The sequence below is a fragment of the Cupriavidus numazuensis genome (assembly GCF_905397435.1).
Taxonomy (GTDB): Bacteria; Pseudomonadota; Gammaproteobacteria; order Burkholderiales; family Burkholderiaceae; genus Cupriavidus; species Cupriavidus numazuensis.
Window position 1 is genome coordinate 39,286 of sequence record NZ_CAJPVI010000012.1, and the last position, 24,978, is coordinate 64,263.

A 24,978-nucleotide genomic window follows, 5' to 3' on the forward strand; every position below is an offset into this window, starting at 1 on the left:
GCATGGCCGATACCGACCCGCGCGCGAATGCGCCGCTGCTGACCGAGTCGCGCGATGCCGCCGGCGTGGCGCGCCTGACCATGAACCGCCCGGAAGCGTTCAACGCGTTGTCCGAAGGCCTGCTGGACGAACTGGTTGCCGCCTTCGCCCGCCTGGCCACGGACGAGTCGGTGCGTGTGGTGGTACTGGCCGGCGCGGGCAAGGCCTTCTGCGCCGGGCACGATTTGCGCGAAATGCGCGCCGCGCCGTCGCATGACTACTACCGGGGCCTGTTCGACCGCTGCACCCGCATGATGATGGCTATCCAGAAGATGCCGCAGCCGGTCATTGCACGCGTGCATGGCATTGCGACGGCAGCGGGCTGCCAGCTGGTGGCGATGTGCGACCTCGCGGTGGCCGCGGACGATGCGCGCTTTGCCGTATCGGGCGTCAATCTCGGGCTGTTCTGTTCCACGCCCGGCGTGGCCCTGTCACGCAACCTGTCGCGCAAGCAGGCCATGGAGATGCTGCTGACCGGCGACATGATCGATGCTGCGACCGCCTGCGCGCGCGGGCTGGTCAACCGGATCGCGCCGCTGGCCCAGCTCGATGAAGACGTGGCACGGCTGGCGGCAAGCATCTGCGCCAAGCCGGCGGCTGCCGTGGCGGCGGGCAAGGGCCTGTTCTACCGGCAACTCGAAATGGGCATCGAGGCGGCCTATCAGCTGGCCGGACAGACCATGGCCTGCAACATGATGGACGAGTCCGCGCTCGAGGGCGTGCAGGCCTTCATCGACAAGCGATCGCCCAGCTGGCGTGCCTCATGAGGCATATGAGGCGCAGCTATATGCCTTGAACGCATAAAGCCATCGAAAAAAATTCGTTTATTGCATGAAGCGGATCGCTTAAAATGCTCGCTTCATAAAACATAACGTGGCGGCAACAGCGCTGGAGACCTTTCTCGCCTGTTGCCGTTTTCTTTTGGTCACTTTTCATGATCGAACTGCAAGGACTCTCGCAGCGTTTCCCCGGCGGGTCGGGTGAAGTGCATGCTTTGCGGGACGTCAGCCTGTCCATTGGGGCGGGCGAGGTCTTCGGCATCATCGGCCGCAGCGGCGCCGGCAAGAGCACGCTGGTGCGCGCCATCAACCTGCTCAACCGCCCGACGAGCGGCCGCGTGATCGTTGGCGGCCAGGACCTGACCGCGCTGGACAACGGCGCGCTGCGCCTGGCACGCCGTGACATCGGCATGATCTTCCAGCACTTCAACCTGCTGTCGTCGCGCACCGTGTTCGAAAACGTGGCGTTGCCGCTGGAGCTGGCGGGCAAGTCGAAATCGGAAATCGCAGCCACGGTGCTGCCGCTGCTGGACCTGGTCGGCCTGTCCGTGCTGAAGGACCGCTACCCGTCGCAGATCTCCGGTGGCCAGAAACAGCGCGTGGGCATTGCGCGCGCGCTGGCGAGCAAGCCCAAGGTACTGCTGTCCGATGAAGCGACTTCCGCGCTCGATCCGGAAACGACGCGCTCGATCCTGGACCTGCTCAAGCAGATCAACCGCGAACTAGGCCTGACCATCGTGATGATCACGCACCAGATGGAGGTGATCAAACAGGTCTGCGACCGCGTGGCCGTGCTCGAAGCCGGACGCGTGGTGGAAGAGGGTCGCGTGATCGACGTGTTCCTGCGCCCGCAGCATGAAGTCACGCGCGCCATGATCGGCGACGTGATCGCGCAGGAACTGCCCGAAAGCGTGCTCAAGCGCGTGGAAAGTCGGCTCGGCAACGGGCGCGACCATGTCTACCGGCTTGCCTTCACCGGCGAGGGCGTGGACCAGCCGGTGCTGGCCCAGGCGATCCGCCGCTACGGTCTCGACTTCAATATCCTGCACGGCCATATCGACGAGATCCAGGGGCAGGCCTTCGGCTCGCTGGCGATCATGGCGACCGGCGAACTGGCCGACGTGAAGGCGGCAATGGAATACCTGCAGCAACAGGGCGTGGTGGTAGAGGAGATCGAACATGTGGTCTGAAATGTTTGACCTGTTCCTGACGTCCTTCAACGAGACGCTGCTGATGGTGGTGATCTCGGGCGTGGTTGGCTCGCTGCTGGGCGTGCCGCTCGGCGTGCTGCTGCACCTGACCAACCGCGGCGGCGTGCTGTCGCACCCGCTGTTCAACCGCACCATTGGCGTGGTGGTGAATGCCGTGCGCTCGGTGCCGTTCATCATCCTGCTGGTGGTGGTGATTCCGTTCACGCGGTTCATCGTCGGCTCGTCAATCGGCACCACGGCGGCGATTGTGCCGCTGACCATCGCAGCGGTCCCGTTCATCGCGCGGCTCGTGGAAAGCGCCCTGCGCGAAGTCGATAAGGGTCTCGTCGAGGCGGCCCAGTCGATGGGCGCCACGACCGGTCAGATCGTCTGGAAGGTGCTGTTGCCCGAAGCGATGCCCGGCATCGTGGCCGGCCTGACCATCACCTTCGTGAGCCTGGTCGGCTATTCGGCCATGGCGGGCGCGATTGGCGGCGGTGGCCTGGGCGACCTGGGCATCCGCTATGGTTACCAGCGCTACATCACCGAGGTGATGGTCGCGGTGGTAGTGATCCTGATCATCTTCGTGCAGGCTGTGCAGAGCTTCGGCGACTGGCTGGTCCGCCGCATCAGCCACCGCTGATTCATCAACGATTCAGGCGACGCGCCGCGAGGCGCTACGCCGCTACTCAAGAAAGAAGGCAAGACATGCAACGTCGCAACCTGCTGCAATGGATTCTTGGCGCCGCGCTTGGCGCCACGCTGGCTACCGGTGCGGTGGCCGAGGACAAGCCGATCAAGGTTGGCGTGACTGGCGGCCCGCATGCCCAGATCATGGAACAGGTGAAGAAGGTCGCCGCCAAGGACGGCCTGAACATCCAGGTAGTCGAGTTCAGCGACTACATCCAGCCCAACGCCGCGCTGGCCGCAGGCGACCTGGACGCCAACAGCTACCAGCACTTGCCGTACCTGGAAGCGCAAATCAAGGATCGCGGCTACAAGTTCACGCACGTGGCCTTTACGGTCACATTCCCGATGGGCGTGTATTCGAAGAAGATCAAGTCGCTGGACCAGCTCAAGGCCGGCGCGCGTGTCGGCGTGCCGAACGACCCGACCAATGGTGGACGCGGCTTGCTGCTGCTGCAGAGCAAGGGCGTGATCAAGCTCAAGCCGAACGCAGGCCTGAAGGCAACGCCGCTGGATATCGTCGAGAACCCGAAAAAGATCCGCATCGTCGAACTGGACGCCGCGCAACTGCCGCGTTCGCTTGATGACTTGGACGCCGCCGCCATCAACGGCAATTACGCCGAGTCGGCTGGCCTGTCGCCCACACGTGACGCAATCGCCATCGAAGGGCCGAAAGGGCCGTACGCGAACCTGATTGCCATCCGCGAGGCTGACAAGAACAAGCCGTGGGTCGCCAAGCTCGTAAAGGCCTATCAGTCGCCGGAAATCAAACAGTACATCACTTCTACCTTCAAGGAATCGGTGATTACGGCCTGGTAAGCCGGGGATCTCATCCAATTCGACGATGTGCGTGCCGCCCGTGTTGCGGCACAATCACGAGGATGCAAGAGCCAGCCGGGCTATGCCCGGCAAATTTTTGCCTATAAAATAGTACGATCGTTCGAAAAATATATAGGCCGCCAACCCGGTGGTTATAATGATGAGCGGACAAATTTCTGACTATCAGCTATCAGTGGAGTGAGCGCATGAAAGTACTCGTCGCAGTCAAGCGGGTGGTGGATTACAACGTGAAGGTGCGTGTCAAGGCCGACGGCACCGGCGTGGATCTGGCCAACGTCAAGATGAGCATGAACCCCTTCGACGAAATCGCCGTCGAAGAGGCCGTCCGCCTGAAGGAAGCAGGTGTTGTGACCGAAGTCATCGCCGTGTCGTGCGGCGTGGCCCAGTGCCAGGAAACCCTGCGCACGGCCATGGCCATCGGCGCCGACCGTGGCATCCTGGTGGAGTCGAACGAAGACCTGCAGCCGCTGGCCGTGGCCAAGCTGCTCAAGGCGCTGATCGACAAGGAACAACCGCAACTGGTGATCCTTGGCAAGCAGGCCATCGATGACGATTCGAACCAGACCGGCCAGATGGTGGCCGCGCTGGCTGGCCTGCCGCAGGCGACCTTCGCCTCGAAGGTGGTCGTGGCTGATGGCAAGGCATCGGTAACCCGTGAAGTCGACGGCGGCCTGGAAACCCTGTCGCTGAAGCTGCCGGCCGTGGTGACGACCGACCTGCGCCTGAACGAGCCGCGCTACGTCACGCTGCCGAACATCATGAAGGCCAAGAAGAAGCAGCTCGATACCGTCAAGCCGGAAGACCTCGGCGTGGACGTCAAGCCGCGCCTGTCGACCGTGAAGGTGGTCGAGCCTGCCAAGCGCAGCGCAGGTGTGATGGTGCCGGACGTTGCGACGCTGGTGCAGAAGCTGAAGAACGAAGCCAAGGTTATCTGAGCGCGGGGGAGATAGAACATGACTGCACTCGTCATTGCTGAACACGACAATCAATCGATCAAGGCCGCCACGCTGAACACGGTGACGGCAGCTGCCCAATGCGGCGGCGATGTCCACGTGCTGGTGGCTGGCGCCAACGCCGCTGCCGCTGCTGCCGCAGCCGCGAAGATCGCCGGCGTGTCGAAGGTCCTGCTGGCCGATGCCGCCTACTTCGGCGACGGCCTGGCCGAAAACATCGCCGAGCAAGCCCTGGCGATCGCCAACGACTACAGCCACATCCTGGCTCCGGCTACCCCGTACGGCAAGAACATCCTGCCGCGCGTGGCCGCCAAGCTGGACGTGGCCCAGATCTCGGAAATCTCGAAGGTCGACGCTCCGGACACATTCGAGCGCCCGATCTACGCCGGCAACGCCATCGCGACCGTGAAGTCCTCGGACAAGATCAAGGTCATCACCGTGCGTGGCACCGCGTTCGACGCCGCTGCCGCTGAAGGTGGTTCGGCTGCTGTCGAGAACCTGCCGGCCGTGGCCGACGCAGGCGTGTCGCAATTCGTTTCGCGCGAAGTGGCCAAGAGCGACCGTCCGGAACTGACTGCTGCCAAGATCATCGTCTCGGGTGGCCGTGGCGTGGGTTCGGGCGAGAACTACACCAAGGTGCTGACGCCGCTGGCCGACAAGCTGGGCGCCGCGCTGGGCGCTTCGCGCGCCGCAGTCGATGCCGGCTTCGTGCCGAACGACTACCAGGTCGGCCAGACCGGCAAGATCGTCGCGCCGCAGCTGTACATCGCCGTCGGTATCTCGGGCGCGATTCAGCACTTGGCCGGTATGAAGGACTCCAAGGTGATCGTCGCCATCAACAAGGACGCTGAAGCCCCGATCTTCTCGGTGGCTGACTACGGCCTGGTTGGTGACCTGAACACCGTGGTGCCGGAGCTGGTCGCGGCACTGGGCTGATATATCGCCGGCCCTTGTGGCCGGCCCTGCAGAGATGCTGCATAAGCCGTTCCGGGCGTGTCCCGCGAACGGCTTTTTTATACACGATTGGAGACATCGATGACCTACCGCGCACCGCTCAAGGACATGCTGTTCGTGATGAACGAGCTGGCCGGACTGGACGCCGTGAGCCAGTTGCCTGGCTTTGAGGAAGCCACGCCGGAAACGGCGCAGGCCGTGCTGGAAGAGGCGGCCAAGTTCAATGAGCAGGTGGTGGCGCCGCTGAACCGTGCGGGCGACCTGGACCCCAGCAGCTGGAAAGATGGCGTGGTCACCACAACACCTGGTTTCAAGGACGCATTCCGCCAGTTCGGCGAAGGCGGCTGGCAAGGCGTGCTGCATCCGCAGGAATTCGAGGGACAGGGGCTGCCCAAGCTGATCGCCACGGCCTGCAACGAAATGCTGAACAGCGCGAACCTGTCGTTCGCGCTGTGCCCGCTGCTGACGGACGGCGCCATCGAAGCGCTGCTGACGGCCGGTTCGGATGAACAGAAGGCCACCTTCCTGCCCAAGCTGATTTCTGGCGAGTGGACCGGCACCATGAACCTGACCGAGCCGCAGGCCGGTTCGGACCTGGCCGCGGTACGCACGCGCGCCGAGCCGCAGGGCGATGGCACGTACAAGGTCTTCGGCACCAAGATCTTCATCACCTACGGCGAGCACGACATGGCGGACAACATCGTCCACCTCGTGCTGGCGCGTACGCCGGACGCACCGGAAGGCGTGAAGGGCATCTCGCTGTTCATCGTGCCGAAGTTTCTCGTCAATGCGGACGGCTCCCTCGGCGCACGTAACGACGCACATTGCGTGTCGATCGAGCACAAGCTGGGCATCAAGGCCAGCCCGACCGCGGTGCTGCAGTTCGGCGACCACGGCGGTGCCATCGGTACGCTCGTCGGCGAAGAGAATCGCGGCCTCGAGTACATGTTCATCATGATGAACTCGGCGCGTTTCTCGGTCGGCATGCAGGGCATCGCGGTCTCGGAGCGCGCCTACCAGCAGGCCGTGGGTTATGCGCGCGAACGCGTGCAGAGCCGCCCGGTGGATGGTTCCGCGCGCGAGGCGGTGACGATCATTCATCATCCCGACGTGAAACGCATGTTGATGACGATGCGCGGCCTGACTGAAGGTGCGCGTTCGGTGGCATACGTGGCCGCAGGCATTTGCGATGCTGCACACAACCATCCGGACGAGGCCGTGCGCAAGCAAAACCAGGCGGTCTACGAGTTCCTGGTGCCGGTCGTGAAGGGCTGGAGCACCGAGCTGTCCATCGATGTGACAAGCCTGGGCGTGCAGGTGCATGGCGGCATGGGCTTTATCGAGGAAACCGGCGCGGCCCAACACTATCGCGATGCACGCATCCTGCCGATCTACGAAGGCACCACGGCCATCCAGGCCAATGACCTCGTCGGCCGCAAGACGGTGCGTGATGGCGGTGCCGTCGCGCGTGCCATCTGCGCCAGCATTGCTGAAACCGAAGCGGCGCTGGGCAAGCATGGCGGTGCCGCGTTCACGGCCGTGCAGGCGCAACTGGCCAAGGGTCGTGCCGCGCTTGAAGCGGTGGTCGAGTTCGTGGTTGCCAATGCCAAGTCGGACCCGAACGCGGTCTTTGCTGGCAGCGTGCCGTACCTGAAACTGTGCGGCATCGTGTTCTCGGGCTGGCAGCTGGGCCGCGCGATGCTGGCGGCTGACGCGAAGCGTGCTGAAGATCCGGGCTTCCATGACGCCAAGATCGCGACGGCGCACTTCTTTGCGGAGCACATCCTGTCGCAGGCGTCCGCGCTGCGCGATGCCATCGTCGCGGGTGCCGCGCCGGTGAATGCTGTCTCGCCCGATCAGTTCTGATCTGGCGGTACTCGGCAAATAAAAAGGGCGGCCCATTGGGTCGCCCTTTTTGCTGGTGCGGCGCGCAGCGCCGGAAGTTCAGGCGGTCGCGGGACGCGGCACGCCGTGCATGCGCTGCGGCTTCAGATAGCGCCCGACCGACAGGTCATCGGCGCGGATCGCGGGCGAGCGGCCCGATACCAGATCGGAAAGCAGCTTGCCCGAACCGCAGGCCATGGTCCAGCCAAGCGTGCCATGACCCGTGTTCAGCCACAGGCCGCGCACCTGGGTCGGGCCGACTATGGGCGTGCCATCCGGCGTCATTGGGCGCAGGCCGGTCCAGAAGGTGGCCTCGCTGACGTCGCCGGCGCCCGGGAACAGGTCGGTCACGACGTGCTCGAGCGTGCGGCGCTTGGCCGGATCGAGCGAGCGGTCGTAGCCGACGATCTGCGCCATGCCGCCGACGCGGATACGATCCTCGAAACGCGTGATCGCCACCTTGTAGGTTTCGTCGAGCACGGTCGACACCGGGCTGCGCGCGGCGTCGGTCATCGGCACCGTGATCGAGAAGCCCTTGAGCGGATAGACCGGCAGGTTCGACATGCCATGCAGGAACGGCTTGACGAGCTGCGTCGACCAGCTGCCGAGCGCCACGACGACGAGGTCGGCCGCCATTGGCTCGCCGTCCACTACGGCGCCGGTCACGGCGTCGCCCTGGGTCATCAGGCTGTTGATCGAGCGGTTGTACTGGAATTTCACGCCCAGCGCCTCGGCCATGGCTGCCAGCTGTCGGGTAAACAGCTGGCAGTCGCCGGTTTCATCGTTGGGCAGGCGCAGGCCTCCGGTCAGCTTGTGGCTGACGGCGGCAAGCGCCGGTTCGCTCGCGGCGAGTTCTTCGCGCGAAAGCAACTGGTAGGGCACGCCGGCTTCGTCGAGTACGGCGATGTCCTTGGCCGCACCATCGAGCTGGTCCTGCGTGCGGAAGACTTGCAGCGTCCCTTGCTGGCGGCCTTCATAGGCAATGCCGGTGTCAGCGCGCAGCGCGCGGATGCAGTCGCGGCTGTATTCGGCCAGACGCACCATGCGCTCCTTGTTGACGGCGTAGCGCTCGGCGCTGCAGTTCTGCAGCATCTGCCACATCCATTGGAGCTGGAACAGGGTCCCGTCCGGGCGGATCGACAGCGGGGCATGTTCCTGGAACATCCACTTGATCGCCTTCAGAGGCACGCCCGGAGCCGCCCATGGCGACGCGTAGCCGGGCGAGATCTGTCCGGCATTGGCAAAGCTGGTGCCAAGCGCGGGCCCGGCCTCGCGATCGACAACAGTCACTTCATGACCGGCTTTGGCCAGATACCACGCACTGGTGACGCCGATGACGCCACTGCCAAGTACGAGAACGCGCATGTTTCGGGGGCTCCTAACCAGGATGTCAGGGTATTGAAGGATTTGTGTCTATACTATTGAAACTAATCCAGTCATAGTTATTGAATTTCTCAGGAAAACAGGAATAAGTCATGAGAACGAGTCGCCAGCCCGTACGCGCCCTTGACCGGCTCGACCGCAAGATACTCGCGCTGCTGCAGGCGGACGGCCGGATGTCGATGAAGGACCTGGCCGAGGCAGTCGGGCTGACCATCACGCCATGCATCGAACGCGTTAAGCGCATGGAGCGCGATGGTGTCATCATGGGCTACTACGCACGGCTCAATCCGTCGCTGCTTGGCAGCGCGCTGCTGGTGTTCGTGGAGATCTCGCTGGGGAACAAGTCGGGCAATATGTTCGAGCAGTTCCGCCGTGAAGTCCTGCGGATTCCCGAAGTGCTCGAGTGCCACCTGGTATCGGGCGATTTCGACTACCTGATCAAGGCGCGCATCCGGGAGATCGGCGAATACCGGCGGCTGCTCGGCGACATCCTGCTGCAGTTGCCCGGCGCCGCGCAGTCGAAGAGCTATGTGGTGATGGAAGAGATCAAGGAGACGCTGGCCATTTCCGTGGAGGAGAAGGCGCAAGCTGCTTGACGATGAGACGTTCCCCGCCGGATTCCGCCCCCGATACGTACCCGGAGAGTCGACGCGAACGCGATGCCGATGACACTGGCACCGCAGCCGGCCCTCGTCCGCCGGTGGCGCGCAAGGGGCGCGGCGCGGTCAGCAATATCCAGGGCCGGTACGAGCGCGATCAGCGTGAGCCTTTCGATGACGGCTGGAGCGCGACCAGCTACGACGACGAGAGTGCCGGAACCGACGATCCTGCAGAGGCTGCCAAGCCCGTCATTCCGATCGTCCCGGCCGAGGCGGTGCCTCTCGCACCGCTTCGCACCGAGGTCACCATCGAGCGCGCGCGCTCCATCCTCACGCGCAACGCGTCGCCGGATATCCCGTTCGACGTCTCGCTGAATCCGTACCGCGGCTGCGAACATGGTTGCATCTATTGCTTTGCACGGCCAACGCACGCCTACCTCGACCTCTCGCCGGGACTCGATTTCGAGACCAAGCTGTATGCCAAGACCAACGCCGCCGAGCGGCTGCGGGAAGCGCTGATGCGGCCCTCCTACCGATGCGAGACGATCGCGCTGGGCGTCAATACCGATGCCTACCAGCCGATCGAGCGCGAGCATCGGGTGACGCGCGGCATCCTTGAGGTGCTCAGTGCTTGCGACCATCCCGTCGCACTGATCACCAAATCGTCGCTGATCGAGCGCGACATCGACCTGCTCGCGCCGATGGCGTCCAAAGGGCTGGCCGTGGCCGCCGTGACGATTACCACACTCGATGCCGGCATCGCACGGACGCTCGAGCCACGGGCGGCGACGCCGTCACGTCGGCTGCGCACCATTCGGACGTTGACGGAAGCGGGCATCCCGGTCGGCGTGAGCATTGCGCCGGTGATTCCGTTCATCACCGAACCCGACCTGGAGCGTGTGCTCGAAGCCGCGCACGAGGCTGGCGCGGTCTACGCCAACTACATCGTGCTGAGGCTGCCGTGGGAAGTTCACCCGCTCTTCGAGGAGTGGTTGCAGGCCCATTTTCCGGACCGTGCAGAGCGGGTGATGAACCGTGTGCGCGACATGCGCGCGGGCAAGGCCTATGACGCTAGCTTTGCCGCACGCATGCGCGGGACTGGGGTGTGGGCCGACCTGATGCGCCAGCGCTTCTACAAGGCGGCAGACCGGCTGGGATACCGTTACAACCGATTCGAGCTTGATACGTCGCGGTTCCGCGTGCCGCCCAGCTGGACGACCGTCGCGGACGACGCGCAAGGCACCTTGTTCTGACTGCTGGCGGCCGCTTCCTGGTCGCCGATCATGCTGCTTGCCAATTCGAGCGCGGCCCTCGCGCGGGCCGCAGGCAGGCCCGAAGACAGCGCGAGCCTGACTGCGATGGCCGCCAGGCGTCCTTCTTCATACGTAGGCATGTCAGTCTTGCTCCTTTGCACAGTCGGTGTCATGGCCGGCCGGGCTGGTTACCGCCAGAAGCCAGCGGGGTGCTTCCAGTATGGGCGATTTGCACGGAAGCGGAACCTGACATCGGTGGGGTTTGCGCGCGGACAAGTTGGAAGGGGATCGCACTGGACATTGCCAGAAGCGCCAGCTCCGTGTGGCGTGGCGTCTCAGGTGCGGTCCCGGTCCCAGTAGGGCGGATTGCCGAAGCGTGCCGCAAAGAAATCGACGAAGGCGCGTGTCTTGGCGGGAACAAGATGGCGGCTCGGATAGACCGCCCAGATGGAAACGGCCGGCAGGACCGGATACTCGTCTAGCACGGTCACGAGTTGTCCGCTTCGCAGCAGGGCGCCCACATCCCAGGTCGACTTGAGCGCGATGCCCATGCCTGCCACCAGCGCATCGCGGATGACTTCGCCATTGTCCACGCGCAGGTTGCCATGCACGGTGACCGCGGTCTCGCCGAGCGGCGTGTCGAAGCGCCACGCGGACTGGTCGCCGAGGATCAGGCAATTGTGGGCGTGCAGGTCATCGGGATGCCTGGGGATGCCGTGCGCGTCGAGATACGAGGGCGCCGCACAGATCACGCGGCGGCTTGGCGCAAGCGCGCGGGCCACAAGCGAGGAGTCCGGCAGCGCGCCCATGCGCAGCGCCACGTCGATGCTGGCGTCGACAAGTGGCACGACCTGATCGCTCAGGCGTAGGTCGAGCCGTATCTCAGGATAAGTCTCGAGAAAAGCGGGGATGGCCGGCGAGACATGCTGCCGCCCGAACGAAGCTGGCGCGGTGACGCGCAGCAATCCATGGGGTGCCTGTGCTCCCTTTCCGACCGATTGTTCGGCGGCCTCGGCGGTGGCCAGCAGTTGCTGCGCATGCTCGATGAAGCGCTCGCCATCGGCGGTCAGTGACAACCGGCGCGTGGTCCGGTGCAGCAGGCGCGTGCCAAGGGTTTGTTCGAGCCTGGCCAGGCGAGCACTCGCGGTGGACGTGGAAAGCTGGAGGTCGCGCGCGGCGGCAGACAGGTTGCCCAGCGCCGCCGCGCGCGTAAAGACCGCGACGTCGAGCAGGTCGAAGTACATGGCTGCCCGGCGTGGGAGGAACGGCTACTGCGACAGCGCGCGTGCCGCTTCGACCTGCGACTCGAAGAAGGTCTGGAAGCTGATGGCCAGCCCGGCCATCAGCAGACCCGTGCCGATCAGCAACGACAGGATCACCAGGATCACCACGGGCCAGCCCGAACGCGTGGGCGGGCCGCCGGGATTGAAGCGGGCATCCCATTTGTCATCGGGCCGCAGTCCGTAGACGATCGCGGCCAGGAACGCGCTGATTACCGACGCGCCGCCGGCCACGGCGAAGGTCCAGTTCAGCGCGGGCGAGCCGGAATCGGTCACCATCGAGGCAACGCCGATCGCGCCGGCCAACGTGGCCAGCAGGTGAAGCCATCCGTACTGGTCGCGCAGTCCGCCCAGATAGAACCGGTGCGCACCGAGACTGCCCAGCAGGAACGCCAGCGCCACCGTCAGCAGCTTCGATCGGGACCGCGCGGACGGCATGGCGGTCGAACGGGATGCTTGAGGCGCTTGGCTGGCTGCGGGCATGGGGCAACGTGGCAAAGGGTTGCCTGCGGGCGCGCCGGCAACGGTCAATGGGATTCGGCAGGCAACAGGTGCCAGCCGGGACACATTGTACGACGTCGTCCCGTCAGCTCGCGCGAAGGAGATTTACCGCGGAGGCCAGCTAACGCCAGCCGGAAGAGAAGAGGTGATGGAAGAGGTTGCTGGCGTGTTCGCTGATATGGGTTTCGCCATACAGGACCACCGTTAATAACAGCATGAAAAGTATCGATAACGACAGTTGTCCGGCGTGCTCAGCCAGGTCGCTCAACAGGCGGGTCATGACAGGCCTCGGCAATTTGCTGGGTCTTTGCTTGGGAGGCTGCGCCCGGCGGGTTTTATCCCGGCCCTGCGGGAGGTGCCGGGCAGAGGCAGGTCAGTTTGGTATGCCGTCTGCACAAGGCGGTACGCTGCGGGAATCCGGGCAGCGTCGGGCAGCAGCCTGTGCGCGCGTTGGGGGCGCACTGAGATAGAGACAGCGATATACGAGGCGAGTTCCGCAGCGCTCAGCGTCCGCCGTCGCGGCCCCGCGCCTGCCAGCCCGGTCCAACGCTGGTCGGCCGGTTGTCGTTGCGTGCGCCTTCGGTCTGGCTGGTGCGTTCGGTCTGGCGGGGACGGTTGTCGTCGCGGGCGTTCGGCCCGTTGGGGCCGTTCGGTCGGCCGCTCAGCCGGTCATCGGCGCGCGCACGCGCCTCCATGCGATCGATCTGTGCCTGCACGTGGTCACGGCTCTCGGCGCGCACGCTGGCCATCTGCCAGCCTCCCGCCGCTTGGACGCGGGGGACGCGGGCCTCGGCATTCACGCGAGGCCAGAACGTGACTTGTGCATGACTTGCGGCGACGGCGCCGATCAAGCCCGCAGCTGCGAGGATGCCAGCCACCAAGTCGCGCAGGAGTGAGCGGGTGAACATGCGGAATCCCAGGGTCCTGACGCGCAGCGTAGTAGTTTCAAAGTTGGGTTCATGGTACGCATGGGGCATCGGCCCGCCTATGCCAATCGCGTTACCGGTGTAACGGATTGTTTCGCCCGTTTTTTTCGGGCCCTGCAGCGGGTTTCAGGGCGCGTAGCGTATTCGGTAAACGGCGCCGGCAAGGTCGTCGCTGACAAGCAGTGAACCGTCTGGAGCGACCAGCACATCGGCCGGGCGTCCCCACGGCGTGCCATGCTGGAGCCAGCCTTGCGCAAAGACATCCTGGCGCACGGCTTTGCCGTCGGCATCCAGTGTCACGCGCACGATGCGGTAGCCAACCCGCTCGCTGCGGTTCCAGCTGCCGTGTTCGGCAATGAAGACGTTGTTGCGGTAGTCAGGGGGGAACTGCGTGCCGGTATAGAAGCGCATGCCGAGCGCAGCCACGTGGGCGCCGAGCTTTGCGACCGGTGGCACGAACTCGGAGCACGCGTGCCGCTTGCCGAACTCGGGGTCGGAGATGGTGCCCGCGTGGCAGAACGGATAGCCGAAATGCTGGCCGGCCTGCGTGACGCGGTTCAGTTCGTCGTCGGGCTGGTCATCGCCGAGATAGTCACGGCCGTTGTCCGTGAACCACAGCTCGCGCGTTGCCGGATGCCAGTCGAAGCCGACTGAATTTCGCACGCCGCGGGCCACCACCTGAAGGTCGGAGCCATCGGGCTTCATCTTCATGATGTTGGCGTAGCGGTTCTCGTCCGGCGCGCAGATATTGCACGGCGCCCCGACGGGCACGTAGAGGAAGCCGTCCGGGCCGAACGCGATGAATTTCCAGCCGTGGGTCGTTTCTTTCGGGAACCGGTCGGTCACGACGACGGGCGCAGGCGGGTTGTTCAGCCGTGCCTCGATGTCGTCGAGGCGGACGATGCGGGAGGTGGACGACGCATAGAGGCTGCCGTCGCGGAACGCCACGCCGGCCGGCATGGTCAGCCCGCTTGCCACCACGCGCACCACTGGATTGCCGCCGAGCGCCGCGGGCAGCGCATAGACCTTGCCTTCCGAGCGCGAGCCGACGAATAGCGTGCCGGACGGTGTCAGCGCCATGCCGCGGGCGCCGGGGACGGCATCGCTGAGGACTTCCAGGCGGAATCCCGGCGGCAACTGGATCTGCGCCAGCGGCAGTGCTGCGAGAGCCGCGCCGGGGCTGGTCAGCAGGATGATGCCGACCAGCGCCGCAAGGCGCGCGGTGCGATCGATGAAGTGCCGGACGATTCCCATGGATTGCCCCCAGTCGCCGATTTCGCCACGATGCGCGCGCCCGAACATCGCGTCAACCACCTAAGTGTTTGTTTGACCACGGTAATTGGGCTATACTCTTGCGTTTCGTGTTCGAACACCAAGTTTTCTGAGGAATCATCTCATGGTCGTCATCCGTCTGGCTCGCGGCGGCAGCAAGAAGCGCCCGTTCTTCAACATCGTCGCCACCGATTCGCGCAACCGTCGCGATGGCCGCTTCATCGAGCGCGTTGGCTTTTACAACCCGCTGGCTTCGGAAGGCGAAGAAGGTCTGCGCGTTGTTGCTGACCGTCTGGCCTACTGGCAAGGCGTTGGCGCTCAACTGTCGCCGACCGTTGCTCGCCTGGTCAAGCAGAACGCCGCCAAGGCCGCTGCCTGATAGCAGTTTGTCACGCGCCCCCTGGCGGGGCGCGTTTTCATTGCACACGTGACTGAACAAAAACAGGGCGCCGCTGCGCCGAGGCCATTGAACCGGCCCCAAGGCGAGTCGCCGAAGGCGACCAAGCTTCCGGCGACGCTCCTGTATGCCGATCCGCTGCCGGATGATCTGGTGGAGGTTGGCTATGTCGGTGCTGCCTACGGCATCCGTGGCTGGATCAAGGTCGAGCCGCATGCCAACGACGCATCCGCATTGCTGCATGCGCGCCGGTGGTGGCTGCTCACGCCGCCGCAGGCGGGCATCGTAGCCACGGCGGAAGCGTCACGCGCGCAGGCAGTCTGCGTCCGGGTTGCGCAATCGCGCGAGCACAGTGGGACTGTGGTTGCGCAGGCGACCGGCGTATCGGACCGCAATCTGGCCGAAGCGCTCAAGGGCCGTCGCGTGTGGATCCGGCGTGCGGACTTTCCCGCGCCGGAAGAGAATGAGTTTTACTGGGTAGACCTGATCGGCTGCACTGTCAGCAACGAGCAAGGCGAGTTGCTGGGCGAGGTGTCCGGTCTGATCGATAACGGGGCTCACCAGATCCTGCAGGTGGCTTACGCATTGCCCGACGGCAAGGCCGGTGAACGGCTGGTTCCGTTTGTCGATGCGTTCCTGCGCACGGTCGACACCGCGGGCAAGCGCATCGTGGTGGACTGGGGGCTCGACTACTGAATTGCCGAAGCCGGCAGTTCGGAGGGGAGGGCGGATGCAGTTCGATGTAATCACGCTGTTTCCCGAAATGTTTCGCGCGCTGACCGACTGGGGTATCACCAGCCGGGCAGCCAAGCAGCAGCGGTATGCCTTGCGTACGTGGAATCCACGCGATTTCACCACGGACAACTACCGCACGATCGATGATCGTCCGTACGGCGGTGGTCCTGGCATGGTCATGCTGCCCAGGCCGCTCGACGATGCGATCGATGCCGCTTCGGCGGCGCAGTCGCAGGCTGGCGTGGAAGCGCCGCATGTGGTGCTGATGTCGCCGCAGGGCGCGACGCTGACGCATGAAAAGGTTATGTCGCTGGCGCAGCGGCCCGGTCTGGTGCTCTTGTGTGGCCGCTATGAGGCCATCGACCAGCGCCTGATCGACCGTCGCGTGCACGAGGAAATCAGCCTTGGCGATTTCGTGCTGTCCGGCGGTGAATTGCCGGCCATGGCGCTGATCGATGCCGTGGTGCGTCATCTGCCCGGTGTGCTGGGCGATGCGCAATCGGCGGTGCAGGACAGTTTCGTCAACGGGCTGCTCGATTGTCCGCATTACACGCGGCCCGAAGAGTACGAAGGTGTGCGGGTACCCGAGATCCTGCTCGGTGGCCATCATGCCGAGATTGAAAAGTGGCGGCGCCAGCAGGCGTTGGCCAATACTGCGAGAAAGCGTCCCGATCTGATCGAGGCGGCTCGCAAGCAAGGTTTGCTGACACGTGCCGATGAGAAATTCTTGTCGGAATGGTTGGTGAAAGAAGGGCGGGAGATGTCTCCCGCCAGGTAAACCCCATCCTCTGCCGGGGCCCGGGCAATGCCTGGGGCATACAACGCTGGCACGATGGTTACGGAGAAAAAACGATGAACATCATCGAGCAGATCGAGAAGGAAGAGATCGCGCGTCTGACCGCGAACAAGACCATCCCCGCATTCGCACCTGGCGACACCGTGATCGTCAACGTGAACGTGGTGGAAGGCAACCGCAAGCGCGTGCAGGCTTACGAAGGCGTGGTGATCGCCAAGCGTAACCGTGGCCTGAATTCGTCCTTCATCGTGCGCAAGATCTCGTCGGGTGAAGGCGTGGAACGTACGTTCCAGCTGTACTCGCCGCTGATCGCCGGCATCGAAGTGAAGCGTCGCGGCGACGTGCGTCGTGCGAAGCTGTACTACCTGCGCGAGCGCTCGGGCAAGTCCGCACGTATCAAGGAAAAGCTGGTTTCGAAGGCAGCCAAGGCTGCTCAGTAAGCCGGACATGCCGGCCGGGATTACCGGCCGGACGTTTCCTCGGGAAGGGCACCGCAAGGTGCCCTTTTTGCGTTTTGGCAACTGTGCAGGATTGCTGCGCTGCCGGAATGCGCGCATCTGTCATACTTGAGCCTGTTATGCGCCCCGCCTTTGATCCCGAATCCCTTCCGGTCATCGATACCGACACGCAGCGCCCGGCCCTGAGCGCGCCGCGTCTGCAGTCGGAATTTATCCGCCACCGGCTGCAGCTGCCGCCCGCCTGGGCACCCGAACTCACCGATGAATCGCGCGTCTACGACCGCAGCCGCGGCTTGCGCGATGCCGCGGTGCTGGTGCCGATCGTCGAGCGCCGCGATGGCCTGACCGTGCTGCTCACCGAGCGCAATGCCAACCTGAGCGCGCACGCGGGTCAGATCAGCTTTCCCGGCGGTCGACAGGAAAGCTATGACATCAACCGTATCGATACGGCCTTGCGGGAAACCGAGGAGGAGGTCGGCCTGGTGCGGGACTACGTGGAAGTGCTGGGCGCGTTGCCGGACTACATCACCGGCACCGGCTTTCATGTCAGTCCGGTAGTAGGACTCGTCCGCGACGGCTTCACGCTGCAGCCAGATGCTTCAGAGGTGGCCGACGTCTTCGAAGTGCCGCTGGCCTTCCTGATGGATCCTTCGCACCATGAACGCAGGCTGTTCCGCTGGGTCGATGGTGAACGGATGTTTTATGCGATGCCGTACCCGCGCGAAGACGGTGGACACCGCTTTATCTGGGGTGCGACGGCGGGTATGCTGCGCAACCTCTACCACCTGCTCGCCGCCTGATCCTCAGTGGATCAGGCCGCTGCCTGATCGTGCCGCCCGACGCAATGCGGGCAGCTCTTGCCGACCACGTACTGCGGGCTTTGCTGTTCCTCGGGCGTCACGACTGCGCGGCAGGCGAAGCACTGCTTCGGACCAGCGGGTTCCAGGTTCGGATTGAGTGCCGTGCGATAGTCGAAAACGAAGCAATCGCCGCGGTAATGATCGCCGCCGACTTCCTCGAAATACTTGAGAATGCCGCCTTCGAGCTGGTAGACGTGGCCGATGCCGACTTCCTGCATGTGGATCGCGGCCTTCTCGCAGCGGATGCCGCCGGTGCAGAACGACACGACGGTCTTGCCCTCGAATTCCGCCTTGCGGGCTTCGATCACGTCGGGGAATTCGCTGAACTTGGTGAGGTTGTACTCGACCACGTTATCGAACGTCCCGACCGCCACTTCGAAATCGTTGCGCGTATCGAGCATCACCACCGGGCGGCCTTCATCATCGTGGCCCTGGTCGAGCCAGCGCTTGAGGTCGACCGGCCGCACCGACGGCGCACGCCCTTCCTCGGGGCGAATCAGCGGGCGCTTCATCGTGATGATTTCCTTCTTTGCGCGGACCAGCATGCGCTTGAAGGGCTGGTTGTCCGACAGGCTTTCCTTGGGGGCGATATCCGCAAAGCGGGCGTCGGCATGCAGCCAGGCCATGAACCCGTCGATCGCTTCGCGCGGGCCGGCCAGGAACATGTTGATGCCCTCCGGCGCGAGCAGGATGGTGCCCTTCAGGTCGAGATCGTCGCAGCGCGAGCGCATTTCCGGACGCAAGGTCTCGATGTCGTCGAGCGAGACGAACTTGTAAGCGGAGATGTTGACGATCTGCATGGGAAGGGCCGCGCTGCCGGCACGCGCGAAGGCGCGTGATAACTGCCTGATTGGAAAGGCGAAATTATAGCGCGTCGGGATGCTGCTGGCCGGCATTTCCCACCGCGCTCGTCAGCTATCGCGGTGCGTCCGCGATGTGCGATAACCGGGCCGCCACCATGCCGAGCCGCTACAATGTCGCCCATGTCTGCCCCCCGTTTCGTACACCTCCGCGTCCATTCCGAGTATTCCGTCGTCGACGGCATTGTCCGCCTGGATGATGCCGTCAAGGCTGCGGCGTCTGACGGCATGGGCGCTCTCGCACTGACCGACCTCGCCAACGCCTTCGGCCTGATCCGCTTCTACAAGGAAGCGCGGGGCGGCGGCGTCAAGCCCGTGGTCGGCGCCGACGTCTGGCTCGCCAACGAAGACGACCGCGACAAGCCCACGCGGCTGTTGCTGCTCGTGCAGGACCGCGTCGGCTACCTGAACTTGTGCACGCTGCTGTCGCGCGCATGGCTGACGAACCAGCACCGCGGCCGTGCCGAAATTGAGCCTGGCTGGCTCCAGGAGCCCGGCGAGGGCGGTGCGCCGCTGGCTACCGGACTCATCGCGCTGTCGGGTGCGATGGGCGGCGATGTCGGCATGGCACTCGCCAACGGCAACGTCGACGCGGCCCGCCGCGCCGCCGCGCACTGGGCGGCCGTGTTCCCGCAGCGCTTCTACATCGAACTGCAGCGTGCCGGACACCCCGGCACGGACGCCTATGTGCAACAGGCCGTGCACCTGGCGGCCGAGATGCAGCTGCCGGTGGTGGCCACGCACCCGGTGCAATTCATGACACCGGATGACTTCACCGCGCACGAGGCGCGCGTCTGCATCGCCGAAGGCGAACTGCTTGCCAACCCGCGCCGCACGCGCCGCTTCACCACGGACCAGTACTTCAAGACGCAGGACGAGATGTGCGCGCTGTTCGCCGACATCCCGTCCGCGCTGCAGAACGCCGTCGAAATCGCGCGCCGCTGCAACCTGACGCTGGAACTCGGCAAGCCGCGCCTGCCGCTGTTCCCAACGCCCGATGGCATGTCGCTCGACGACTACCTGGTCTTCATGGCCAAGGACGGCCTCGAGAAACGCATGGTGGTGCTGTTCCCCAACGAGGCGGAGCGCGAGGCGAAGCGGCCCGAATATTACGCACGGCTGGAGTTCGAGACCGGCACCATCATCAAGATGGGCTTCCCGGGCTATTTCCTGATCGTGGCGGACTTTATCAACTGGGCCAAGAACAACGGCGTGCCGGTCGGCCCGGGCCGGGGTTCGGGCGCCGGTTCGCTGGTGGCCTATGCGCTCGGCATTACCGATCTCGATCCGCTCAAGTACGCGCTGCTGTTCGAGCGTTTCCTGAATCCGGAACGGGTATCGATGCCTGACTTCGATATCGACTTCTGCCAGCACGGCCGCGATCGCGTGATCACGTACGTGAAAGAGAAATACGGCAAGGACGCGGTATCGCAGATCGCCACGTTCGGCACCATGGCGGCCAAGGCCGCGGTGCGCGACGTGGGCCGCGTACTGGATCTCGGCTACGGCTTCGTCGATGGCATCGCCAAGCTGATCCCGTTCAAGCCCGGCAAGCTCGTCACAATCGAAGAGGCCAAGAAGGAAGAGCCGCTGCTGACCGAGCGCGAGAACAACGAGGAAGAAGTACGCCAGCTGCTGGAGCTGGCGCAGCGCGTCGAAGGCATGACCCGCAACGTCGGCATGCACGCCGGCGGCGTGCTGATCGCGCCGGGACGCCTGACCGATTTCTGTCCGCTCTATACGCAGGGTGGCCAGAACGACGGCATGAGCGGCGTCGTCAGCCAGTACGACAAGGACGACGTAGAGGCCGCCGGCCTGGTCAAGTTCGACTTCTTGGGCCTGACCACGCTGACCATCCTCGACTGGGCCGAGCGCTATATCCGCCGCCTGGACCCGAGCAAGGCCGACTGGAATTGCAGCCATATCCCGCTGGCCGACGGCCCTGCGTTCGACATCCTCAAGACGGCCAACACCGTCGCCGTGTTCCAGCTGGAAAGCCGCGGCATGCAGGGCATGCTCAAGGACGCGAAGCCTGACCGCTTCGAGGACATCATCGCGCTGGTGGCGTTGTATCGCCCGGGCCCGATGGACCTGATCCCGAGCTTCTGCGCGCGCAAGCACGGCCGCGAGAAGGTGGAGTATCCCGATCCGCGCGTCGAACCTGTCCTGAAAGAGACCTACGGCATCATGGTCTACCAGGAGCAGGTGATGCAGATGGCGCAGATCATCGGCGGCTACTCGCTCGGTGGCGCCGACCTGTTGCGTCGTGCCATGGGCAAGAAGAAGCCCGAGGAGATGGCGCAGCACCGCGTGATGTTCCGCGAAGGCGCCGACAAGAACGGGCTCAACGCCGAGCAGGCCGACGATATCTTCGACCTGATGGAGAAGTTCGCGGGCTACGGCTTCAACAAGTCGCACGCGGCCGCGTATGCGCTGCTCGCGTATTACACGGCGTGGCTCAAGGCCCACCACCCGGCCGAATTCATGGCAGCCAACATGTCGCTGGCCATGGACGACACCGACAAGGTCAAGATCCTCTACGAGGACTGCAAGCTCAACAAGATCGCGGTGCTGCCGCCGGACGTCAACGCGAGCGAATACCGCTTTGCACCGACCGATGCGAAGACCATCCGCTACGGTCTGGGCGGCATCAAGGGCTCGGGGCAGGGCGCTATCGAAGACATCCTGCGGGCGCGCGAAGAACGGCCGTTCAAGGATCTGTTCGATTTCTGCGAGCGCGTCGATCGCCGCCAGGTGAACCGCCGCACGATCGAGGCACTGATCCGCGCCGGCGCGTTCGACAGCCTGAACAACAACCGCGCGCAGTTGCTGGCTTCGGTGTCGATCGCCATGGAAGCGGCGGACCAGAAGGCCGAGTCGGCCAACCAGGTGTCGTTGTTCGATTTGATGGACGACGCTGGCGAGGCACATCGCCCCGAACTGATCGACGAACCGGCCTGGACGCCCAAGCGCACGCTGCAGGAAGAAAAGCAGGCGCTGGGTTACTACTTCTCCGGCCACCTGTTCGATGCGTGCCGGGATGAGGTACGCCGCTTCGTGAAAAGCACGCTGGGCGGGCTCGAGAAGGAAGTGCAGGGCAATGGCGGCGGCTTCGGCCGCGACGTGCGCGGCAAGACCATCGCTGGCGTGATCGCCGGCGTGCGCACGCAGATGACGCAGCGCGGCAAGATGATCATCGTGCAGCTCGACGATGGCACCGGCCTGGTGGAGATGACCGTCTTCAACGAACTCTTCGACGCCAACCGGCACATGTTCCGCGAGGACGAGCTGCTGATCGCGACCGGCAACGCGCGCCATGACACCTTCACCGGCGGCGTGCGCTTCACGGCGGAGTCCGTGATGGATCTGGCCATGGCGCGCAGCGCCTATGCCAGCGCGCTGAGCATTGCGCTGGCGCCCGAAGATTCGACCATGGAACGCCTGCGCACCGTGCTTACGCAGTACCGTGCCAAGCCGCGCGACGCAGGTCCGGCAGGCCTTGGCCTGCTGGTGCGCTACCGCAACCCGAGCGCCGCGTGCGAGATCCATCTCGGCCCGAGCTGGCGCGTGGAGCCGGACGAAGCGCTGCTCGGTGAACTGCGGCAGTGGCTCGGCAACGACGCCGTCGAGCTGATGTACTGAGGCCGGACGTGGCGCCAACGTACGGCGCCACAGTGCTTTCCACGCATGCCGGCACGCCTGCCGTGCCGGGGAATGCGGTGGCGAATGCGGTTACAATGGCTGCGTTTTTTGCGCCCCATTGTGGCGCTTTCGCCATGCCGGACAGCATATTCCGGTGATCCTTTGGCGATCTCCGTGCCACCCGCCCCCGGGTGCGCGTCGCATCTTTCACATTAAGGGCGGTAGTGAGTAATCCAGCTAAGTCCGAACAATCGGCCGGACACGACGTTAAGGTAGGCAAGCGCCTGATGGGCTATCTGCGGCCCGAGCTGCGCATCTTCATTGCCGCCATCCTGACCATGGCAGTGGTTGCGGCCAGCGAGGGCGTGATCCCGAAGGTCGTTAACGACCTGCTCGACAAGGGCTTTGGCGGCGAGTACGCCGGCAAGCTCTGGCATGTGCCGGCGATCCTCACCGGCGTGGCGCTGATCCGCGGCGTGGCCCAGTTCGCGTCCGGCTACCTGCTCAGCCTGATCTCGAACCGCGTGCTGCTGAAGATGCGCATGCAGATGTTCGAACGCATGCTGCACGCGCCGGCTCACTTTTATCACCGCAATACTGCGGCGTCGCTGATCAACGCGGTCATCTTCGAAGTCAACCAGGTGCTGTCGATCCTGACGAGCGTGTTCATCACGCTGGTGCGGGACTCGCTGACCGTGGTCGCGCTGCTGATCTACCTGTTCTACACGAACTGGCGCCTGACGCTGATCGTGTCGGTGATCCTGCCCGTGATCGGCTACCTGATGTCGAAGATCAACCGGCGCCTGCGCCGCCTCAACCGCGATCACCAGACGCTGACCAACAGCGCCGCGTACGTGGTCGAAGAGGCAGCCGGTGGCTTCAAGGTCGTGAAGCTGCACGGCGGCGAGGCTTACGAGATGAACCGCTTCCGCAACATGGCGGAGCGGCTCAAGAACTACTCGATGCGCATGGCCGTCGCCGGTGGCCTGAACCAGCCCGTGACGGCATTCCTGGCCGCGCTTGCGCTGTCGGTCATCATCACCATCGCTATGATCCAGGCGCAGGGCAACCAGACCACGATCGGTGGCTTCACCGGTTTCGTGATGGCCATGCTGCTGCTGATCTCGCCGCTCAAGCACCTGACCGACATCAACCAGCCGCTCACGCGCGGCCTGACTGCGGCCGAGCTGATCTTCCGGCTGATCGACGAGCCGGTCGAGCCGCAGGACGGTGGCGTGCGCATCGAACGTGCCAAGGGCGATCTCGTGTTCGAAGGCGTGGGCTTCCGCTACGGCGAAGGCACTCGGCCGGCGCTGGAAGGCATCGATATCCGCGTACCCGCCGGCGAGGTGGTGGCGCTGGTCGGTCCGTCGGGCAGCGGCAAGACCACGCTGGTCAACCTGGTGCCGCGCTTCTTCGATCCGACCGATGGCCGCATCCTGCTCGATGGCCATGCCATTGGCGATATCGCGCTGCGCGAACTGCGCAACCAGATCGCCTTCGTGAGCCAGGACGTGGTGCTGTTCAACGACACCGTTGCCGCCAACGTGGCCTACGGCGCCCGTTCGGAAGACGAGATCGACATGGCTCGCGTGGAACGTGCGCTGCAGGCCGCCTATCTGACCGATGTCGTGAAGAACCTGCCCGAAGGCGTCAACACGAATATCGGCGATAACGGCATGAAGCTTTCCGGCGGCCAGCGCCAGCGTCTGGCGATTGCGCGCGCGATCTACAAGGACGCACCGATCCTGATCCTGGACGAGGCGACTTCGGCGCTCGATTCGGAATCCGAACGCCAGGTGCAGGCCGCGCTCGAAGCACTGATGGTTGGCCGCACGACGCTGGTGATCGCGCACCGCCTGTCGACGATCGAGAACGCCGACCGTATCGTCGTACTCGACCATGGCCGCGTGGCCGAGCATGGCACCCACGAGGAACTGCTGGCTGCCAACGGCCTTTACGCGGGCCTGCACCGGATCCAGTTCGCCACGCACTGATTCCCTGCCGGGCGGCTGCCGGCTCGCGGGTTGCGCCTTCGTTACAATGAGGCGACAACAACGACGTGAGTGAGACAGCCATGACCAGCCCGGCCCATCCCATCAGCCGTTACCCCGTTCCCGAACTGGCGGCGCTGCCCGACGACATCCGGCAGCGCATCCTGGAAGTCCAGGACAAGGCCGGCTTCGCGCCCAACGTCTTCCTGACGCTGGCGCATCGTCCCGACGAGTTTCGTGCGTTCTTTGCGTATCACGACGCGCTGATGCTCAAGGACGGTGGTCTGACCAAGGGCGAGCGCGAGATGATCGTGGTCGCCACGTCGGCGGCCAACCAGTGCCTGTATTGCGTGGTCGCGCATGGCGCGATCCTGCGTATCTACGAAAAGAAGCCCCTGGTCGCTGACCAGGTCGCGGTGAATTACCTCAAAGCCGACATCCCGCCGCGCCAGCGCGCCATGCTCGATTTCGCACTCAAGGTCTGCAAGGCCTCGCACGAGGTCAACGAGGCGGATTTCGAAGCGCTGCGCGAGCACGGCTTCACCGACGAAGACGCTTGGGACATCGCCGCCATCACGGCCTTCTTCGGCTTGTCGAACCGCATGGCCAATACCATTGGCATGCGCCCGAACGACGAGTTCTTCCTGATGGGCCGCGTGCCCAAGAGCAAGTAAGCGCGTCCTTTCCCGCCGAGGT

24 protein-coding genes are annotated in these 24,978 nt (G+C 64.5%); 17 read left to right on the forward strand and 7 right to left on the reverse strand.

All coding sequences use genetic code 11. The annotated features are described in order from the left end of the window. Window positions 1-2 precede the first annotated feature (2 nt). From KHO41_RS11560 to KHO41_RS11590, 7 genes are all read left to right on the forward strand, one after another. Complete coding sequence (locus KHO41_RS11560; RefSeq protein ID WP_211953427.1) at window positions 3-806, forward strand: enoyl-CoA hydratase; 804 nt, start codon at window positions 3-5, stop codon at window positions 804-806. A 167-nt stretch (window positions 807-973) separates the two neighbouring features. Beyond that, window positions 974-2,008, forward strand: coding sequence for a methionine ABC transporter ATP-binding protein (locus KHO41_RS11565; RefSeq protein ID WP_211953428.1), 1,035 nt, complete (start codon window positions 974-976; stop codon window positions 2,006-2,008). Then, window positions 1,998-2,651 carry a methionine ABC transporter permease gene (locus KHO41_RS11570; protein WP_011298701.1) on the forward strand — a complete coding sequence of 218 codons (654 nt, stop codon included), beginning with the start codon at window positions 1,998-2,000 and terminating at the stop codon, window positions 2,649-2,651. The genes KHO41_RS11565 and KHO41_RS11570 overlap by 11 nt, the downstream gene beginning before the upstream one ends. Window positions 2,652-2,716: 65 nt before the next feature. Continuing rightward, entirely contained in the window at window positions 2,717-3,514 is a 798-nt protein-coding gene (locus tag KHO41_RS11575; protein WP_211953429.1) for a MetQ/NlpA family ABC transporter substrate-binding protein, read from the forward strand. Between the two features lie 206 nt (window positions 3,515-3,720). Next, window positions 3,721-4,470 carry an electron transfer flavoprotein subunit beta/FixA family protein gene (locus KHO41_RS11580; protein ID WP_011298699.1) on the forward strand — a complete coding sequence of 250 codons (750 nt, stop codon included), beginning with the start codon at window positions 3,721-3,723 and terminating at the stop codon, window positions 4,468-4,470. 18 nt (window positions 4,471-4,488) lie between these two features. Further along, window positions 4,489-5,424, forward strand: coding sequence for an electron transfer flavoprotein subunit alpha/FixB family protein (locus KHO41_RS11585; RefSeq protein ID WP_011298698.1), 936 nt, complete (start codon window positions 4,489-4,491; stop codon window positions 5,422-5,424). Between the two features lie 99 nt (window positions 5,425-5,523). Beyond that, window positions 5,524-7,308, forward strand: a complete 1,785-nt coding sequence (locus KHO41_RS11590) for an acyl-CoA dehydrogenase (protein WP_211953430.1) — start codon at window positions 5,524-5,526, stop codon at window positions 7,306-7,308. Window positions 7,309-7,386: 78 nt separating this feature from the next. Here KHO41_RS11590 and KHO41_RS11595 read toward each other — a convergent pair whose 3' ends face one another. Further along, window positions 7,387-8,691, reverse strand: coding sequence for a D-amino acid dehydrogenase (locus tag KHO41_RS11595; protein WP_211953431.1), 1,305 nt, complete (start codon window positions 8,689-8,691; stop codon window positions 7,387-7,389). A 110-nt stretch (window positions 8,692-8,801) separates the two neighbouring features. Between KHO41_RS11595 and KHO41_RS11600 the strand changes: the two genes are divergently transcribed. Continuing rightward, a complete protein-coding gene (locus KHO41_RS11600) occupies window positions 8,802-9,305 on the forward strand; it encodes an Lrp/AsnC ligand binding domain-containing protein (protein WP_211953432.1) in 504 nt (167 codons plus the stop codon). 2 nt (window positions 9,306-9,307) lie between these two features. Then, complete coding sequence (locus KHO41_RS11605; protein ID WP_244873802.1) at window positions 9,308-10,561, forward strand: PA0069 family radical SAM protein; 1,254 nt, start codon at window positions 9,308-9,310, stop codon at window positions 10,559-10,561. A gap of 335 nt (window positions 10,562-10,896) precedes the next feature. Here the strand turns inward: KHO41_RS11605 and KHO41_RS11610 are convergent, their stop codons facing one another. From KHO41_RS11610 to KHO41_RS11630, 5 genes are all read right to left on the reverse strand, one after another. Then, window positions 10,897-11,805, reverse strand: a complete 909-nt coding sequence (locus tag KHO41_RS11610; protein WP_211953433.1) for a LysR family transcriptional regulator — start codon at window positions 11,803-11,805, stop codon at window positions 10,897-10,899. Between the two features lie 24 nt (window positions 11,806-11,829). Further along, window positions 11,830-12,324, reverse strand: coding sequence for an NINE protein (locus KHO41_RS11615; protein ID WP_211953434.1), 495 nt, complete (start codon window positions 12,322-12,324; stop codon window positions 11,830-11,832). Between the two features lie 139 nt (window positions 12,325-12,463). After that, a complete protein-coding gene (locus tag KHO41_RS11620) occupies window positions 12,464-12,622 on the reverse strand; it encodes a hypothetical protein (RefSeq protein ID WP_211953435.1) in 159 nt (52 codons plus the stop codon). A gap of 223 nt (window positions 12,623-12,845) precedes the next feature. Continuing rightward, window positions 12,846-13,250, reverse strand: a complete 405-nt coding sequence (locus KHO41_RS11625; protein WP_211953436.1) for a hypothetical protein — start codon at window positions 13,248-13,250, stop codon at window positions 12,846-12,848. Between the two features lie 144 nt (window positions 13,251-13,394). Beyond that, window positions 13,395-14,522 (reverse strand): PQQ-dependent sugar dehydrogenase, encoded by a 1,128-nt coding sequence (locus KHO41_RS11630; protein ID WP_211953437.1) that lies wholly within the window; start codon window positions 14,520-14,522, stop codon window positions 13,395-13,397. Between the two features lie 142 nt (window positions 14,523-14,664). On the opposite strand from KHO41_RS11630, the gene rpsP reads away from it, so the two are divergent. From rpsP to KHO41_RS11655, 5 genes are all read left to right on the forward strand, one after another. Next, on the forward strand, window positions 14,665-14,919 hold the full coding sequence (rpsP, locus tag KHO41_RS11635) for a 30S ribosomal protein S16 (protein ID WP_011298689.1): 255 nt from the start codon (window positions 14,665-14,667) through the stop codon (window positions 14,917-14,919). Between the two features lie 48 nt (window positions 14,920-14,967). Beyond that, window positions 14,968-15,633 carry a ribosome maturation factor RimM gene (rimM, locus tag KHO41_RS11640; RefSeq protein ID WP_211953438.1) on the forward strand — a complete coding sequence of 222 codons (666 nt, stop codon included), beginning with the start codon at window positions 14,968-14,970 and terminating at the stop codon, window positions 15,631-15,633. 34 nt (window positions 15,634-15,667) lie between these two features. Further along, the gene (gene trmD / locus KHO41_RS11645) at window positions 15,668-16,450 is read left to right on the forward strand and encodes a tRNA (guanosine(37)-N1)-methyltransferase TrmD (protein ID WP_211953439.1); all 783 of its coding nucleotides are present in this window, start codon (window positions 15,668-15,670) and stop codon (window positions 16,448-16,450) included. A gap of 74 nt (window positions 16,451-16,524) precedes the next feature. Beyond that, a complete protein-coding gene (gene rplS / locus KHO41_RS11650) occupies window positions 16,525-16,908 on the forward strand; it encodes a 50S ribosomal protein L19 (RefSeq protein ID WP_011298686.1) in 384 nt (127 codons plus the stop codon). 137 nt (window positions 16,909-17,045) lie between these two features. Then, window positions 17,046-17,726 (forward strand): CoA pyrophosphatase, encoded by a 681-nt coding sequence (locus tag KHO41_RS11655; RefSeq protein ID WP_211953440.1) that lies wholly within the window; start codon window positions 17,046-17,048, stop codon window positions 17,724-17,726. Window positions 17,727-17,737: 11 nt separating this feature from the next. On the opposite strand, the gene KHO41_RS11660 is transcribed toward KHO41_RS11655, so the two are convergent. Next, window positions 17,738-18,586 (reverse strand): sulfurtransferase, encoded by an 849-nt coding sequence (locus tag KHO41_RS11660; RefSeq protein ID WP_211953441.1) that lies wholly within the window; start codon window positions 18,584-18,586, stop codon window positions 17,738-17,740. Between the two features lie 183 nt (window positions 18,587-18,769). On the opposite strand from KHO41_RS11660, the gene dnaE reads away from it, so the two are divergent. The 3 genes from dnaE (at window position 18,770) to KHO41_RS11675 (ending at window position 24,956) form a co-directional block, all read left to right on the forward strand. Next, window positions 18,770-22,288, forward strand: a complete 3,519-nt coding sequence (gene dnaE, locus KHO41_RS11665; protein WP_211953442.1) for a DNA polymerase III subunit alpha — start codon at window positions 18,770-18,772, stop codon at window positions 22,286-22,288. Between the two features lie 287 nt (window positions 22,289-22,575). Continuing rightward, the gene (gene msbA / locus KHO41_RS11670) at window positions 22,576-24,285 is read left to right on the forward strand and encodes a lipid A export permease/ATP-binding protein MsbA (protein WP_244873805.1); all 1,710 of its coding nucleotides are present in this window, start codon (window positions 22,576-22,578) and stop codon (window positions 24,283-24,285) included. 80 nt (window positions 24,286-24,365) lie between these two features. Further along, entirely contained in the window at window positions 24,366-24,956 is a 591-nt protein-coding gene (locus tag KHO41_RS11675; RefSeq protein ID WP_211953444.1) for a peroxidase-related enzyme, read from the forward strand. The last annotated feature ends 22 nt before the right edge of the window (window positions 24,957-24,978 follow it).

What these genes read in the sequence shown, in the direction of transcription:
- KHO41_RS11560 (WP_211953427.1), top strand. Translation starts at nt 3, where the DNA reads ATGGCCGATACCGACCCGCGCGCGAATGCGCCGCTGCTGACCGAGTCG.
- KHO41_RS11565 (WP_211953428.1), top strand. Translation starts at nt 974, where the DNA reads ATGATCGAACTGCAAGGACTCTCGCAGCGTTTCCCCGGCGGGTCGGGT.
- KHO41_RS11570 (WP_011298701.1), top strand. Translation starts at nt 1,998, where the DNA reads ATGTGGTCTGAAATGTTTGACCTGTTCCTGACGTCCTTCAACGAGACG.
- KHO41_RS11575 (WP_211953429.1), top strand. Translation starts at nt 2,717, where the DNA reads ATGCAACGTCGCAACCTGCTGCAATGGATTCTTGGCGCCGCGCTTGGC.
- KHO41_RS11580 (WP_011298699.1), top strand. Translation starts at nt 3,721, where the DNA reads ATGAAAGTACTCGTCGCAGTCAAGCGGGTGGTGGATTACAACGTGAAG.
- KHO41_RS11585 (WP_011298698.1), top strand. Translation starts at nt 4,489, where the DNA reads ATGACTGCACTCGTCATTGCTGAACACGACAATCAATCGATCAAGGCC.
- KHO41_RS11590 (WP_211953430.1), top strand. Translation starts at nt 5,524, where the DNA reads ATGACCTACCGCGCACCGCTCAAGGACATGCTGTTCGTGATGAACGAG.
- KHO41_RS11595 (WP_211953431.1), bottom strand. Translation starts at nt 8,691, where the DNA reads ATGCGCGTTCTCGTACTTGGCAGTGGCGTCATCGGCGTCACCAGTGCG.
- KHO41_RS11600 (WP_211953432.1), top strand. Translation starts at nt 8,802, where the DNA reads ATGAGAACGAGTCGCCAGCCCGTACGCGCCCTTGACCGGCTCGACCGC.
- KHO41_RS11605 (WP_244873802.1), top strand. Translation starts at nt 9,308, where the DNA reads ATGAGACGTTCCCCGCCGGATTCCGCCCCCGATACGTACCCGGAGAGT.
- KHO41_RS11610 (WP_211953433.1), bottom strand. Translation starts at nt 11,805, where the DNA reads ATGTACTTCGACCTGCTCGACGTCGCGGTCTTTACGCGCGCGGCGGCG.
- KHO41_RS11615 (WP_211953434.1), bottom strand. Translation starts at nt 12,324, where the DNA reads ATGCCCGCAGCCAGCCAAGCGCCTCAAGCATCCCGTTCGACCGCCATG.
- KHO41_RS11620 (WP_211953435.1), bottom strand. Translation starts at nt 12,622, where the DNA reads ATGACCCGCCTGTTGAGCGACCTGGCTGAGCACGCCGGACAACTGTCG.
- KHO41_RS11625 (WP_211953436.1), bottom strand. Translation starts at nt 13,250, where the DNA reads ATGTTCACCCGCTCACTCCTGCGCGACTTGGTGGCTGGCATCCTCGCA.
- KHO41_RS11630 (WP_211953437.1), bottom strand. Translation starts at nt 14,522, where the DNA reads ATGGGAATCGTCCGGCACTTCATCGATCGCACCGCGCGCCTTGCGGCG.
- rpsP (WP_011298689.1), top strand. Translation starts at nt 14,665, where the DNA reads ATGGTCGTCATCCGTCTGGCTCGCGGCGGCAGCAAGAAGCGCCCGTTC.
- trmD (WP_211953439.1), top strand. Translation starts at nt 15,668, where the DNA reads ATGCAGTTCGATGTAATCACGCTGTTTCCCGAAATGTTTCGCGCGCTG.
- rplS (WP_011298686.1), top strand. Translation starts at nt 16,525, where the DNA reads ATGAACATCATCGAGCAGATCGAGAAGGAAGAGATCGCGCGTCTGACC.
- KHO41_RS11655 (WP_211953440.1), top strand. Translation starts at nt 17,046, where the DNA reads ATGCGCCCCGCCTTTGATCCCGAATCCCTTCCGGTCATCGATACCGAC.
- KHO41_RS11660 (WP_211953441.1), bottom strand. Translation starts at nt 18,586, where the DNA reads ATGCAGATCGTCAACATCTCCGCTTACAAGTTCGTCTCGCTCGACGAC.
- dnaE (WP_211953442.1), top strand. Translation starts at nt 18,770, where the DNA reads ATGTCTGCCCCCCGTTTCGTACACCTCCGCGTCCATTCCGAGTATTCC.
- msbA (WP_244873805.1), top strand. Translation starts at nt 22,576, where the DNA reads ATGGGCTATCTGCGGCCCGAGCTGCGCATCTTCATTGCCGCCATCCTG.
- KHO41_RS11675 (WP_211953444.1), top strand. Translation starts at nt 24,366, where the DNA reads ATGACCAGCCCGGCCCATCCCATCAGCCGTTACCCCGTTCCCGAACTG.